Raw genomic sequence first — 14431 nt, 5'->3', positions numbered from 1 at the left:
CGGCAGTTCGGCGAAACGGGTGGCCGGCGCGATCGCCGACCACCCGCGCCGGGATCAGTAGCGGTTCACCGTGGGCGGCTGCGGCGCCGGGTAGCCCGAACTGCCGACCGTCGTGGCGAAGGCCTTGGACCAGGAACCGTCGGCGATCATGGCCTCGATGGCGTCGTTGATCTGGCCGCGGATCTCGGTATCGCCCTTCTTGACGCCGATGCCGTAGTTCTCCGTGGTGAACGGTTTGCCGACGACCTTGAGCTGGCCGGGGGACTGGGCGGCGAAACCGGCGAGGATGATGTCGTCGGTGGTCACGGCGTCGACCGAGCCGTTGCGCAGCGCCTCGACACACAGCGAGTAGGTGTCGAACTCCTGCAACTGGACGTCTTTGGCGTACTTGTCCTTGACGTTCTGCGCGGGTGTCGAACCCTTCACCGAGCACAGCTTCTTGTTGCCGGTCAGCGATTCGGCGCCGGTGATATCGGTGTTGTCGGCCTTCACCAGCAGCGACTGGCCCGCCACGAAATACGGACCGGCGAAATCGACCTTCTCCTTGCGCTTGTCGGTGATCGAGTAGGTGGCGACGACGAAGTCCACCTGACCGTTCTCGATCAACGTCTCACGCTGGGCCGACGGTGATTCCTTGAATTCGATGTTCTCGGGTTTCACGCCGAGCTTCCCGGCGACGTACTTGGCGACCTCGACGTCGAAACCGCTGAACGAGCCGTCCTTGTTGCGCAGGCCGAGGCCGGGCTGATCGAATTTGATGCCGACGGTCAGCTTGCCGTCCTTGGCGTTTTCGAGGCCGGATTTGTCGTCGCCGCCGCCACAGGCGGAGACGGCGAGCGCCAGGGCGAGCGCCCCGACACCGAAGCGCAGTGCACGGTTGATCCTCATCGAGTTCCTAACTCCTCTTATGGTTTTCGTTGCCGTGTTCCAGTGCGGTCAGTGGCTCAGGATCTTGCCGAGGAAATCCTTGGCACGGTCGGATTTCGGTGCGGTGAAGAAGGATTCGGGCTCGGTGTCCTCGACGATCGATCCGTCGGCCATGAACAGCACGCGATTGCCCGCCCGGCGGGCGAAACCCATCTCGTGGGTGACCACGAGCATGGTCATCCCCTCTTTGGCCAGCGAGACCATGACGTCGAGCACCTCGTTGACCATCTCCGGGTCCAGGGCCGAGGTCGGTTCGTCGAAGAGCATCACCTTCGGGCTCATCGCCAGCGCGCGGGCGATCGCCACGCGCTGCTGCTGGCCGCCCGAGAGTTGCGCGGGATACTTGTCGGCCTGGTTCGCGATACCGACCCGCTCGAGCAGTTCCATCGCGCGTGCGCGGGCGGCGTCCTTCTTGACCTTGCGGACCTTGATCGGCGCGAGCATCACGTTCTCGACGATGGTCTTGTGCGCGAAGAGATTGAAGGACTGGAACACCATGCCGACGTCGGCGCGCAACGCCGCCAGCGCCTTTCCCTCGGCGGGCAGCGGTACCCCGTCGATGGCGATATCGCCGGAATCGATCGGCTCCAGCCGATTGATGGTGCGGCACAGCGTCGACTTACCCGAGCCGGACGGGCCGAGCACGATGACGACCTGACCCCTGGGCACCTCGAGATTGATGTCGCGCAGGACGTGGAGTTCGCCGAAATGCTTGTCCACCTTGCTCATCGCGATCATGGGCGGTCCGGCGGCGGGGGCCTGCGCGGGGGCGTCCTTGCTCAGCGACTGCGGCACGTCCGCGGCGGCTTCGTTCCCGGTCGTGGCGTCCCCGGCGGAATCGGGCGCGGCATCGGCGTCGGTCATGGTCCTTGACCTTAGGCGGAAAAACGAGTTTTGCCCTGCTTTCTGTGACACGCCGCACCGCCACGCCGAGTAGTCATGCCGCCGTAACCTCCGTGTTCCTGTCGCGAACGATCTCTTGCACGCCCCCGAGCCTGCGCCGATGCATGTGAACGGCCGCGGCGCGTCCGCATCCTGGACGGGTGGATCCGGATCGGAAACGCCGCGCTGCACTCCCGCCGGCTCCCAGTCCGAAGAAGACGCTCGCAGTTACGAGGGTCCGCACCTTCGGTTGCAAGATGAACGTGCACGATCCGAACCTTTGTCCAGCTTGTAGGTCCATGTAGTTCGTTCCGCGATCATGGCAGACGTATGGAGATCGGAGAAATTTGCCAGAAGATGGGTAAAGACAATCTCAGACAATGCACCATATTCAACTATAGAAGATTGCTTCTAATGATCGACATACAGCATGATTGTGTGACAAGAGCGACTTCAAAGGACAATCGAAGACGATAGGTTCAACTACCGAAATTTTCGTGGACTGCTTGATGTGATCTCATGGGATTGCGTGGAGTGGCGAGAAGATTCATCATCCGCCTTCGTGATATGCAAAGATTGTCGTGATGTCGGTTGCGGATTCGTTAACGACTCGGGTTTGTCTACCATGGAATACCGGCACCGCGTGCGAGACTACTGGCGGAATATCTAGATGCGTTTCACCAATAGGCACAGGCCAGCGTGAACATAATCAGGCCAACGGCCAACGCAATCAAAACGATGTCGGAAGACACTGCCGCACCTATCTATTCGTAGTCATGCGCATCGGGATTGGACAGGTACGCCAGCGCGGCCAGTTGCGGTAGACATGGTTGCCAAGTCGAGTGCTTATGGAAGCTCAGAATCAGCTTTGCCGACTGATCGGTGAGTTGATCAGGATCATGTGAGCAATCAAGCCAGTGCTCATCTATCGCGACCATCGGCACCCCGGACTGTTGCGAATCGTTGGCTGCCCACTTGGTGAGCGCATCAACTGTGCGCACTAACAGCTCAAGCGGTGGACGCTCTACCTTGCTGTTCGGGTACGCATGTGAACCCGGAATACGTTGCGGTAGAGCGTGCATCATTGTTCCCCTCAGTGAGTTTCCCCTGTTGAGGTTCAATGCTGCGCGTCTAGGTCGAACCGAACCACGGCGCACAAGAGGCACCTACGATGCGTTTATGCGCAGACAGCGACTGATCGATGCTCGCAAGGCCACCGGCAAGACTCAGGAACAGATTGCCGTGGAGGTCGAGGTAGATCGGACGACGCTAGGCCGATGGGAACGTAACGAAGGAACCCCGCATCCGGCTCAGCGTGCCAAATATGCTGAATCGCTTGGGATTACGATGGACGAACTATCGGCGATGCTCAGCAGTGTCCCGACTGTCGAGGGCGAAGTACCGGAGTGGCTATCGACGTATCTCGGTATGGAGCAATCGGCTACGTCCATCCGTACGCACGAACCGCGAGCGGTATATGGACTGCTTCAAGTTCCGGCCTATGTCGAAGCGCTCGTGAGCAAGGTCGGTATCTCAGGAGTCTCGGATACCTACATCCAGCAAGCCGTCGATCAGCGATTGCACCGACAGAAGCGAGTTCGATCCGGTGAGCTTGAACTTGATGTGATCATGCCGGAATCGGCGTTGAGACTGAGGGTTGGCACTCCGGGCGTCATGGCTGAGCAATTGAGGACTCTGGCTGAGCTGTCAGAGCTGGGCAACGTCACCGTTCGTATCACCACCTATGACGCAGGCCAGTACGAAGCGAGGCGATTGCATGCGTTCTCGATCATGGCTCATCCTTGGGGATCGCCACGGGTTCACATCGAGTCCTACGGCGGCGGTCGGTTCATAACCGACGCTGAGGAAGTGGGATACTTCTCCAGTGCGTACGGCCACGGCGCGAAGGTAGCTCTGAGCCCGGTGGAGTCGCGCAAGTTCGTTCTAGAGCTGGCGAAGGAGTGGGAGATCCATGGATAACCTCGATGCGCTCGAATGGCGAGTGTCGAGCTTTACCGACAACGGGACATGTGTCGAGGTTGCCGGAACCGCTGACACCATCTATGTCCGCAACTCCAACGCTCGGGCAGCTGGAACCGTTGCGTTCACTCGTGGGGAGTGGAGTGCGTTCCTCAAGGGTGCTCAGGCCGGAGAGTTCAACGACTTGACCTGAAGTCTTCCGGTATCAACGACGCCCCCGGTTGAACTTCAACCTGGGGCGTTGATTTACCTCAACTAGTTTTACTTGTCAAATCTGATGATCTTGGTCTGCATCGGCAACTGACCGGCGAACCTCTGTGATGATTTGGCGAAAATGCAGTACGGGTATGTAATGGCGACGCTAAGCGACTAGATGCCCATTTGGGAAGGTTCGCTGAAGGTGGTAAACCACCGCTTGGTGGGCCATATGGCACGGTTTACGTGCGTTTTCCCAGGAGAAGCAGCGCGTGTGTCATAGATCACATTAATAATTTCAGCTAAGTAGAACGTATGTTTGACCAGCGGATTTGTGATCTTTGGCAGTGGCTGACAAATCCCAAACGTGTGATTACTACCTGTAGTGGTTGGACATGGTTGGGGATACCAGGGGTAGTGTCATCGGCAAGTCAGAAATGGTCTTGAAACACCAAACCCCGCCGATGCGGGGCACCTGGCGGGGTCGGGTTGGATTGCACACTTGTCTAGGGCATGCAGTTCCGACACTACCTCAAGGTTCGTTCCGTAGCATGTCGGGGCGTTCTGCTAGGTGTCTGACACCTAATAGGAGGGAAGTCGCATGACTTCGTCTCGGATGCGTGTGCGGCGCACTACCCGCACTATTCGCCCTATCCGGATCGTTCGTCGTATCCGGATCACTGTCTACCCGGTGCGGTGATCGGGATGGCTACGGCTCAGCCTCCGCAGGTGCCCGCGCCGGGCGGCGGAAAGCAGGAACGCGACCGTCGCGATGATGGTGGCTGGCGGCGCAAGCGCAGCGACGCGGGCAAGCCCCGTAAAAAGTAGTTCCTTCTAGTACCAGAGCCCCGACCTTTATTGGTCGGGGCTCTGGTCGCTTCATGATCATGTAGCTACCCTTCTGAACAGGCAAAATGCAGACCCTGTGGCTGCGCCTGGAAGCCGATGAGCTACGATGCGGCGTGTCATTGTTGGCGGATGAAACTACATCACAGCAGGTCAGGTCATACGAGGTCCGCACCTTCGGTTGCCAGATGAACGTGCACGATTCCGAACGCTTGTCCGGGCTGCTGGAGGATGCGGGATATGTGAAGGCCGCGCCCGGCGCGACGGCCGACCTCGTCGTCTTCAACACCTGTGCGGTGCGCGAGAACGCCGACAACAAGCTGTACGGCACCCTCGGCCATCTCGCGCCGATCAAGGCCGGACGCCCCGGGATGCAGATCGCCGTCGGCGGCTGCCTGGCGCAGAAGGACCGCGACGTGGTCGTGCGCAAGGCGCCCTGGGTGGACGTGGTGTTCGGCACCCACAACATCGGTTCGCTGCCTGTGCTGCTGGAGCGGGCCCGCCACAACGCCGAGGCGCAGGTCGAGATTCTCGAATCGCTGGAAGCCTTCCCGTCCACGCTGCCCGCCAAACGCGAGTCGGCCTACGCGGGGTGGGTCTCGATCTCGGTGGGCTGCAACAACACCTGCACCTTCTGCATCGTGCCCGCGCTGCGCGGCAAGGAGGTCGACCGGCGTCCCGGCGATGTGCTCGCCGAGGTACGGGCACTGGTCGAGCAGGGCGTCCTCGAGGTGACGCTGCTCGGTCAGAACGTGAATTCCTACGGCGTCAATTTCGTCGATCCGGCCGACTCGAGTGATTCCTCGGGATCGCGCGACCGCAGCGCGTTCGCGAAACTGCTGCGCGCGTGCGGCGATATCGAAGGCCTGGAGCGGGTGCGTTTCACCTCGCCGCATCCGGCCGAATTCACCGACGACGTCATCGAGGCCATGGCCGAGACGCCGAATATCTGCCCGCAATTGCATATGCCGCTGCAATCCGGCTCGGACCGCGTCCTCAAGGCCATGCGCCGCTCCTACCGCAAGGAGCGCTACCTCGGCATCATCGAGAAGGTCCGTGCCGCCATGCCGCACGCGGCCGTCACCACCGACATCATCGTCGGCTTCCCCGGCGAGACCGAAGAGGATTTCCAGGAGACCCTGGACGTGGTGCGCCGGGCCCGTTTCACCAGCGCCTACACCTTCCAGTACTCGAAGCGTCCGGGAACTCCGGCCGCCGAGATGGCCGACCAACTGCCCAAAGCGGTGGTGCAGGAACGCTACATGCGGCTCATCGCGTTGCAGGACGAGATCTCCCTCGAGGCCAATCGCGCGTTGATCGGCACCGAGGTGGAACTGCTCGTCGCCGAGGGGGCGGGCAAGAAGAACGCGGCGACCGCGCGCATGAGCGGGCGCGCGCGGGACGGCAGACTCGTGCATTTCCGCCCCGTCGACACCGCCGAACCGATCCGTCCCGGCGATATCGTCACCGTCGACATCACCGAGGCGGCCCCGCACCACCTGATCGCCGATTCACCGATCAGGACGCATCGGCGCACCACCGCGGGCGACGCGCACGAGCGCGGCATCACCCCGAAGACCGAGCCGATCGGCGTCGGTCTCGGTCTGCCGAGGATCGGCGCCCCGGCCCAGGAACCGGTCGCGGCCTCGGGGTGCGCCACCGGATGCGGTGTCTGATCGCGGTGACGATGTGACCGAAGACAGGTGTTACCCGAGCCGACCGCACGATCGACGCGAGGCGCGCGTTTCAGCAGCGGCGGGCAGGTTTCCGGCACGGGAGAATTCGTGAAAGACGAATCGGACCAGGTAGACCCCGACGACGGACCGGAGACCTCCGACTCCCGTTCCGGTGCCGCATCGGGCGGCGGCGCGGCGGATCAGCCACCTACTACCGGCCGTAGTGGGTCGGATGCCGGGCCCGGCCCCTCGAATGGCACAGTGGACCGGTCCGGAGCAGTCGGCGAACCAGGCGAAGGAGACGAAGGCGCAGTGAACTCGGTCGAGAACGGCAAGGATTTCGAGCAGTTCCGCGACGAACTCGATGCCGTGGAACGTCGCATCGCGGGCGAGATCGACCCCGGTGCGCGCGCCATGGTGGTCGCGGGCGCGGTCTTCCTGCTTCTGCTGTCGCTGGTGCTGCCGCATACCGGCGATGCCAGGGGGTTCGACGTCCTGCTCGACACCGAAGCGGGCCGGATCGAACACATCGGCCTGCCTTCGCGCGTATTCGTCTGGTTCGTCGTGGTGTTCGGCGTCGGTTTCTCACTGCTCGCCCTGATGACCCGCCGGTGGGTGCTGGCGTGGATCGCGGTCGCGGGTTCGGCCATCGCCAGCGTCTTCGGCGTGCTGTCGATCTGGCACCGCCAGACACCGGGCATCGGCAATCATGTGGTCTCGGGCCCCGGCATCGGACTCGTGCTCGGCACCCTGGCGATCGTGGTGCTGACCTTCCACTGGATCCGCGTCGTGTGGAGTCGCACCGCGTTGCAGTTGGAAGCCGAGGAACAGCGACGTATCGCCGCCGCCAGGGCCGAAGCCGACGACCACCGCCGACTCACCGGCGAATAGGAATTCAGCTCGGAGTTCGCCTACTCGGAGGCCGCTGCCTCAGAGGTTGCTGACAGCGCCTTCGGCGGCCTCGGCCCACTCGCGCCACTGTTTGGCCTGGTCGAGCGCCTTCTGCGCGTCGCGCACCTTACCCGCGGCCTCGGCCTTGGCGGCCTGCTCCTCGTAGTGGGCGACCTTCTCGCGGAACTGCGCCGCGCGGGCCATCGCCTCCGGATCGCTGCGCCGCCACTGCGCGTCCACCGCGTCGCGCACCCGCTTCTCGATGGCGCGCAACTTTCCTTCCAGCTCCTGGATACGTTCGCGCGGCACCTTGCCGAGGGCGTCCCAGCGGTCCTGCAATTCGCGCAGGGCGGAGCGAGCTGCCTCGAGACCGTTGGCCGGGTCGATGTTCTCGTAGGTGTGCAGCAGTTCTTCCTTGGCGGTGGCGTTGTGCTCGAATTCCGCGTCGCGTTCGGAGACCGCGGCATTGCGCGCCGAGAAGAAGACGTCCTGCGCGCTCTTGAAGCGCCGCCACAGCGTCTCGTCGGCTTCGCGCGGTGCACGGCCCGCGGCCTTCCACTCGGTCAGCAGGTCACGGAAGACCGACGCCGTGCCGACCCAGTCGGTCGAACTCGACAGTTCCTCGGCCTGCTCGCACAATTCTTCCTTGCGTGACTTCGCGGCGGCGCGTTCGCGATCGAGTTCGGCGAAATGCGCGCCCCGGCGACGGTTGAAAGCCTCGCGCGCCTTCGAGTACCGCTTCCACAGCGCGTCGTCCACCTTGCGATCGACCCCGCGGATGGATTTCCACTCGTCCAGGATTTCGCGCAGCCGATCGCCCGCGGCCTTCCACTGCGTGGACTCGGCGGCGATCTTCTCGGCCTCCGCGCACAGCGTTTCCTTGCGCTCGGTGTGTTCGTGCCGCGCGCGGTCCTTCTCCTCCTTGGCGTGGGCGGCAGCCTCTTCGGAATGTTCGGTGATCGCCTGCAAGCGGCGGGCCAAACCGTCGATATCACCGATGACGGCGGCGGTCGGCAGCGATTCGGCCAGCGTCAACGCCGCGGCCTTGGTCTTTCGGGCATCCGCGCCCGCGGCCAGTCGCGCCTCGAGCAGCGCCACTTCGGTGGCGAGATCGTCGAAGCGTCTGCCGAAATGCGCGAGCCCCTCGGCGGCGTCACCGGCCTGCCACGATCCGACGACGTGTTCGCCCTCGGAGGTTTTCACCCAGGCGGTGCCGTCCTCGTCGACGCGGCCCCACGCACTGGGGTCGGTGACGGTCGGTACGACGACCGGATGGGGATGCTGGGCGCTCTGGCCGGGCGCGGGCTTGATCGCGTGCGGCTTCGGATGGGGGGTCGAACCACCGGGTTTCGGGGCGCCGGACGGTCGCGGTGCACTGCCGGGGGTGGCTTTCGCGGTTCCGTTGCTGTCGCTCATTGCTCTCCGTCCCTGCCGCGCGTCACGGCTGCCTGGTTACGCCCTAGCTCATCCCATTCAACCCGGTCCGAGCCGTCGAGACCATTGATCCGCGCCTCTCACGGGTTGTTCCCGGGGATGCGAACCCGTGATGACCTGGGTTGTAGCAACCTCGACACTATCAATCTCGGCGAGGATTGACGCAGAGACACTCGAAGCCGCCCACCGTCGCGGCCGGTGCCGACGGGTGCGAAGCGCTGTCGGGACGAACGGCTACCGTTACGTGGTGCTCTCCATTGCGGCCCTGGTCCCGTCGCCGCCGATCCTGGTTCCCGAGCTCGTCGGCGCCGCCTCACGCGCCCCCGGAGCCGATCCGGACGACCCGCCCGCCGTGCTGCGGGCGGCCGTCTCCGCCGCGGGCGCGACTCTGGCCGGGGCGGCTCGGCACTGGACGGTGCTCGGTTCCGGTGACGCCGACCAGGTCTTCGGGCCGGACGCGATGGGCACCTTTCGTGGATACGGGCTCGACGTCCGCGTCGGGCTGTCCGCCGACGCTGCCGCCGATTCCGGGGTGGGGCCCGATCCCGAGCTTCCGCTGTCCGTGCTGATCGCCGGATGGTTGCGCGGGCAGGTCGGCCCCGATATCAGCGTGCGGGCCCGCGTTCTCGCCGCCGACACTTCCGTCGAGCGGTGCGCCCGGGCCGGGGCCGATCTGCGCGCCGAACTCGACGCGGCGGACGAACCGCACGCGGTGCTCGTCGTCGCGGACGGCGCGGCGACCCTGTCGCTGAAGGCGCCCGGATATCTCGATGATCGTGCGGCGGGCAGCCAGCAGGCGCTGGACCTGGCGCTCGACGCGGGTGATCGCGCGGCCCTGCTCGCACTCGACCCAGCCCTGTGCGCCGAATTGTCCATCGCTGGACGTCCCGCGTACCAGGCGCTGGCAGGCTTGTTCGCGGCCGATTCCGTCGACCCGAGCGTCGACACGCTCTACCGTGACGCGCCCTACGGCGTCGGCTACCACGTCAGCCTGTGGCGACCGGGCGGCGCCGGATGAGCAGGCGAGCCACGCCCCGTGCGGTAGGGCAGCGGGTATGACCGAGGTAGCGTCCGCCGGGATCACCCCGATCGCGGTCGTCGGGCCGACCGCGTCCGGAAAATCCGATCTCGGACTCGATCTGGCCGAACGCCTCCACGGCGAGATCGTGAACATCGACGCCATGCAGCTGTATCGGGGCATGGATATCGGCACGGCCAAATTGCCGCCGACCGAACGCCGAGGCATCGCGCACCACCAGCTCGATGTCCTCGACGTGACCGAATACGCCACCGTCGCCGCGTATCAGAGCGCGGCGGGCGCGGACGTCGAGGCCATCATGGCGCGCGGTCGGACCCCCGTCATCGTCGGCGGTTCGATGATGTATGTCCAAGCGCTGCTGGATCAATGGGATTTCCCGGCCACCGATCCCGTCGTGCGCGGGCGGTGGGAGCGGGTACTCGCCGAACGCGGTGTGGTCGCGCTGCACGAGGCGTTGCGCCAGGCCGATCCGGCGGCCGCGGCGACCATCCTGCCCACCGACGGACGGCGCATGGTGCGCGCGCTCGAGGTCGTCGAACTGACCGGACGCCCCTTCGCGGCCTCGGCCCCCGTGATCGGTGAACCACGGTGGGGGACGATCATCATCGGCGTGGACCGCGACACCGCGGAACTCGACGCCCGAATCGAAGCGCGCACCGCGCTGATGTTCGACAGCGGATTGGTCGACGAGGTGCGCGGGCTGATAGATCTGGGCCTACGCGAGGGTGTCACCGCGCGCCGGGCCATCGGCTACGCGCAAGTCCTCGCCCATCTCGACAACGAATACGACCTGAACGACGCGCGGGAACGCACCCTCATCGGCACCCGGCGTTATGTGCGAAGGCAGCGTTCGTGGTTTCGCCGGGACACCCGGGTGCGCTGGGTGAACGGCGCCGACCCGGATCCGGCCGCGACGGCGCTGTCTGTGCTCGAATCGACGGAACGGACCAGTAGGTGATCGGACAGAACAATCGGGTGGTGTCCGCCCGGACGGCACACACAGCACCGGCGGCACGGACGGCGGGGCCGCGGTGATGAACAGCGAATCTCCCCGCGCCAGGCAGGGCCGCGGCGGATCCGGCCGCACCTCGGGCGACGTCGCGAACCGCAGGGTGAGCACCCGCAACGCCTCGATGCAGGTGTGGGAGGCCTACCTGAACAATAGGGCCACCCGCAATCGCGACGGGCGTTTCCTCGTGCAGGGCGTGCGTCCCATCACCCAGGCCGTGGCCAACGACTGGCCCATCGAGACGCTGCTCTACCGGCTCGGCACCCCCGAACTGTCCGGCTGGGCCAGGGAACTGCTCGATTCCGCCGAGGTCCCGTGCATCGGACTCGTCCCCGAGTTGATGGCCGAACTCGGTGAGAAGGCAGGCGGCATACCGGAAGTCGTGGCCGTCGCGGAATCGCGGACGACCGAACTCGACGATTTCGCACCGGGTGAACCCGGCGAGGACGCGCCCGTCGTGGTGGTGTTCGACCGGCCCAATTCGCCCGGCAATCTCGGCACCCTGATCCGTTCCGCGGACGCGTTCGGCGCGGACGCGGTGATCGTCACCGGACACGGCGCCGATCACTACGATCCGCAGGCGGTGCGCGCGTCGACCGGATCGCTGTTCGCGGTGCCGGTGCTGCGGGCCGCGGGCGCGGCCCAGGTGCTGGCCTTCCGGGATCGCCAGATCGGGCGCGGCATTCCCACCCGCGTCGTCGGCACCGACGAGAACGGCACGCACGCGGTCTTCGACCACGATTTCGCCGACGCGACCATCCTGCTGGTCGGCAACGAGTCGAGCGGTATGAGCGCGGCGTGGCAGCAGGCGTGCGACGACCTGGTCTCCATTCCGATGGGAGGTTCGGCGAGTTCGCTCGGCGCGCCGTCGGCAGGTGCGGTGGCGCTGTACGAAATTTCCCGACAGCGCAGGACGTTCGTCGGATAGGGGAGCAACCCCGCCCGGATACCGGGGCGGCGCCGACCCGGATAATCGAGGAAAAGCACCCGAGGATCAGGAGCGCACGTGGCGGATATCGAGTTCAGCAAAGGGCACGGCACCGAGAACGATTTCGTGGTGCTGCCCGATCTCGACGTCCGCCTCGAATTGACCGAGGAGCGCGTCGCCGCCCTCTGCGATCGTCAGCGTGGACTCGGCGCCGACGGTGTGCTGCGCGTCGCCCGCGCGGGCGCGCTGCGCGAGGCGGGGGTGCTGGCGACGATTCCGGACGGCATCGTCGAAACGGACTGGTTCATGGACTACCGCAACGCGGACGGCTCCGTCGCCGAGATGTGCGGTAACGGGGTGCGGGTCTTCGCCCACTACCTCGCGGTCGCCGGTCTGGAAGCCGCCGCCGAATTCGTCGTCGGCAGCCGCGCGGGTGCGCGCCCGGTCACGGTCCACGCCGCGGACCACGCGTACGGCGATGTCACCGTCGGAATGGGCCGGATCACCGAACTGGGCTCCTCGACCGCGACCATCGCGGGCTGGGGCTACCCGGGAATCGGCATCGATGTCGGGAATCCGCATCTGGCCTGTGTCGACGCCAATCTGTCCGCCGAGGCGTTGGCCAAACTGGATCTGACGGTCTCGCCCGGCTACGACCCGGACCTCTTCCCACTCGGAGTCAATATCGAGATCCTCACCCCGCTCGGCGCCGACCGGGCCGCCGATATGCGCGTCTACGAACGCGGTGTCGGCGAAACCCGTTCCTGCGGAACGGGAACCGTCGCGGCGGCCGCCGCGGTCCTGGCTGCGGAAGGGTTCGCCATCGGCACCGACACCGACGAGGTGACGATCCGGGTGCCCGGCGGTTCGGTGCGCGTCGGGCTCGACGGCGGCGACGCGTGGCTGCGCGGCCCGTCGGTCCTCGTCGCCTCCGGACGCCTCGCCGAACAGTGGTGGACCGGGCTCTGACGGCGGATTCGCGAATATCGAAGTGCGCTGACCCGCACGAACGTGGCAAGCTGGATGGCGTATGAGGAATTCAGAGACTTTCGATATCAATCCGGCCGCCGACGACGATCTCGTCGAGACGGCCGATGACACCGTGAACGCCGAGGACGTGGTGGCCGAACATGCCGCCCGTATGCGCGCTCGCGACGAGCAACTGAAGGGCACCCGCCACGCGGGCTGGGCGAGCGAACCGACCACCGGTGAACTCCAGCTCGACGACCGCGCCTCCCTGCGCCGTGTCGCCGGTCTGTCCACCGAACTCGCCGACATCACCGAGGTCGAGTACCGGCAGCTGCGCCTGGAACGGGTCGTGCTGGTCGGGGTCTGGACCGCCGGTTCCTCGGCCCAGGCCGACGCCAGTATGGCCGAGTTGGCGCTGCTGGCCGAAACCGCCGGTTCCGAGGTGCTCGAAGCGCTGATCCAACGTCGCGATCGGCCCGATCCCGCCACCTACATCGGCTCGGGCAAGGCCGAGGAACTGCGCGCGGTGGTGCTCGAGTCCGGCGCGGACACGGTGATCTGCGACGGTGAACTCACCCCGGCCCAGCTGACGGCGCTGGAGAAGGTCGTCAAGGTCAAGGTCATCGACCGGACGGCGCTGATCCTGGACATCTTCGCCCAGCACGCCACCTCGAGCGAGGGCAAGGCGCAGGTCGCGCTCGCGCAGATGGAGTACATGCTGCCGCGGCTGCGCGGCTGGGGTGAATCCATGTCACGGCAGGCCGGTGGTCGCGCGGGCAGCAACGGCGGTGTGGGTCTGCGCGGTCCCGGTGAGACCAAGATCGAGACCGACCGCAGGCGCATCCGTGAGCGGATGGCCAAACTGCGCCGCGAGATCCGCGAGATGAAGACCGCGCGCGACACCAAGCGGGCCCGTCGCACCTCCAGCGGCGTGCCGTCTGTGGCCATCGTCGGCTACACCAACGCGGGCAAGTCGAGTCTGATGAACACCCTGACCGGCGCGGGGCTGCTGGTTCAGGACGCGCTGTTCGCCACCCTCGATCCGACCACCCGCAGGGCCGCCCTCGATGACGGCCGCGAGGTGGTCTTCACCGACACGGTCGGATTCGTCCGCCACCTGCCGACCCAGCTGATCGAGGCGTTCCGTTCGACGCTGGAAGAGGTCACCGGCGCGGATCTGCTGCTGCACGTCGTCGACGGTTCCGATCCGATGCCGTCGGGCCAGATCAAGGCGGTCCGCGAGGTGATCACCGACGTGATCAAGGAGCAGGGCGCCGCAGCGCCACCGGAATTGCTGGTGGTCAACAAGATCGACGCCGTCGATCCGAACGAACTCACCCGCTTGCGCGGTGTGATGCCGGACGCCGCCTTCGTCTCGGCCCACACCGGTACCGGCATCGCCGAACTGCGCGACCGGCTCGCCGAGGTGCTCGGCGGACTCGACGTCGAGATCAGCGTGCTGCTGCCCTACACGCGCGGTGATCTGCTGGCACGCATCCACGCCGACGGCCGCATCATCGCCTCCACGCACGAGGAGGGCGGAACCCGGGTGCGAGCCCGCGTTCCGCACGCGCTGGCGGCGGCACTGTCGGAATACGCCCACGCGGGCGGCTCCGCGCGCAGCGAGGTTTGATCCGAGCTCTCGGCATTCGCGG

14 protein-coding genes are annotated in these 14431 nt (G+C 65.6%); 10 read left to right on the top strand and 4 right to left on the bottom strand.

Annotated elements, in window-relative coordinates; all coding sequences use genetic code 11:
• Positions 1-54: 54 nt before the first annotated feature.
• The 3 genes from OG225_RS23700 to OG225_RS23690 all read right to left on the bottom strand — a co-directional run bounded on the left by OG225_RS23700 (position 55) and on the right by OG225_RS23690 (position 2894).
• Positions 55-888, bottom strand: coding sequence for a glutamate ABC transporter substrate-binding protein (locus tag OG225_RS23700; RefSeq protein ID WP_405177316.1), 834 nt, complete (start codon positions 886-888; stop codon positions 55-57).
• Between the two features lie 48 nt (positions 889-936).
• Positions 937-1665: a glutamate ABC transporter ATP-binding protein GluA gene (gene gluA / locus OG225_RS23695; protein WP_109527742.1), complete on the bottom strand. Its 729-nt coding sequence runs from the start codon at positions 1663-1665 to the stop codon at positions 937-939.
• A 908-nt stretch (positions 1666-2573) separates the two neighbouring features.
• Positions 2574-2894 carry a hypothetical protein gene (locus OG225_RS23690; RefSeq protein ID WP_405177315.1) on the bottom strand — a complete coding sequence of 107 codons (321 nt, stop codon included), beginning with the start codon at positions 2892-2894 and terminating at the stop codon, positions 2574-2576.
• Positions 2895-2988: 94 nt separating this feature from the next.
• Here OG225_RS23690 and OG225_RS23685 point away from each other — a divergent pair, with 94 nt between their 5' ends.
• The 5 genes from OG225_RS23685 to OG225_RS23665 all read left to right on the top strand — a co-directional run bounded on the left by OG225_RS23685 (position 2989) and on the right by OG225_RS23665 (position 7397).
• A complete protein-coding gene (locus tag OG225_RS23685; protein WP_405177314.1) occupies positions 2989-3789 on the top strand; it encodes a Scr1 family TA system antitoxin-like transcriptional regulator in 801 nt (266 codons plus the stop codon).
• Positions 3782-3982 (top strand): DUF397 domain-containing protein, encoded by a 201-nt coding sequence (locus tag OG225_RS23680; protein ID WP_405177313.1) that lies wholly within the window; start codon positions 3782-3784, stop codon positions 3980-3982. The genes OG225_RS23685 and OG225_RS23680 overlap by 8 nt, the downstream gene beginning before the upstream one ends.
• A gap of 707 nt (positions 3983-4689) precedes the next feature.
• Positions 4690-4812, top strand: coding sequence for a hypothetical protein (locus OG225_RS23675; RefSeq protein WP_405177312.1), 123 nt, complete (start codon positions 4690-4692; stop codon positions 4810-4812).
• 86 nt (positions 4813-4898) lie between these two features.
• A complete protein-coding gene (miaB, locus tag OG225_RS23670) occupies positions 4899-6506 on the top strand; it encodes a tRNA (N6-isopentenyl adenosine(37)-C2)-methylthiotransferase MiaB (protein WP_405177311.1) in 1608 nt (535 codons plus the stop codon).
• Positions 6507-6818: 312 nt separating this feature from the next.
• Positions 6819-7397: a hypothetical protein gene (locus OG225_RS23665; RefSeq protein ID WP_216907262.1), complete on the top strand. Its 579-nt coding sequence runs from the start codon at positions 6819-6821 to the stop codon at positions 7395-7397.
• Between the two features lie 39 nt (positions 7398-7436).
• Here OG225_RS23665 and OG225_RS23660 read toward each other — a convergent pair whose 3' ends face one another.
• Entirely contained in the window at positions 7437-8813 is a 1377-nt protein-coding gene (locus OG225_RS23660) for a DUF349 domain-containing protein (protein WP_405177310.1), read from the bottom strand.
• 265 nt (positions 8814-9078) lie between these two features.
• Between OG225_RS23660 and OG225_RS23655 the strand changes: the two genes are divergently transcribed.
• From OG225_RS23655 to hflX, 5 genes are all read left to right on the top strand, one after another.
• Positions 9079-9849, top strand: a complete 771-nt coding sequence (locus OG225_RS23655; protein ID WP_405177309.1) for a hypothetical protein — start codon at positions 9079-9081, stop codon at positions 9847-9849.
• A gap of 37 nt (positions 9850-9886) precedes the next feature.
• Positions 9887-10828, top strand: coding sequence for a tRNA (adenosine(37)-N6)-dimethylallyltransferase MiaA (miaA, locus tag OG225_RS23650; protein ID WP_405177308.1), 942 nt, complete (start codon positions 9887-9889; stop codon positions 10826-10828).
• A gap of 175 nt (positions 10829-11003) precedes the next feature.
• Complete coding sequence (locus tag OG225_RS23645) at positions 11004-11807, top strand: TrmH family RNA methyltransferase (RefSeq protein ID WP_405183350.1); 804 nt, start codon at positions 11004-11006, stop codon at positions 11805-11807.
• A gap of 87 nt (positions 11808-11894) precedes the next feature.
• Entirely contained in the window at positions 11895-12776 is an 882-nt protein-coding gene (dapF, locus tag OG225_RS23640) for a diaminopimelate epimerase (RefSeq protein ID WP_405183349.1), read from the top strand.
• A gap of 172 nt (positions 12777-12948) precedes the next feature.
• Positions 12949-14409, top strand: coding sequence for a GTPase HflX (gene hflX / locus OG225_RS23635; RefSeq protein ID WP_405183348.1), 1461 nt, complete (start codon positions 12949-12951; stop codon positions 14407-14409).
• Positions 14410-14431: the final 22 nt, after the last annotated feature.

It is taken from the genome of Nocardia sp. NBC_01377 (assembly GCF_045040005.1).
GTDB classification, from domain to species: Bacteria; Actinomycetota; Actinomycetes; order Mycobacteriales; family Mycobacteriaceae; genus Nocardia; species Nocardia noduli.
This window is presented reverse-complemented; position numbering and strand designations above follow the sequence as displayed.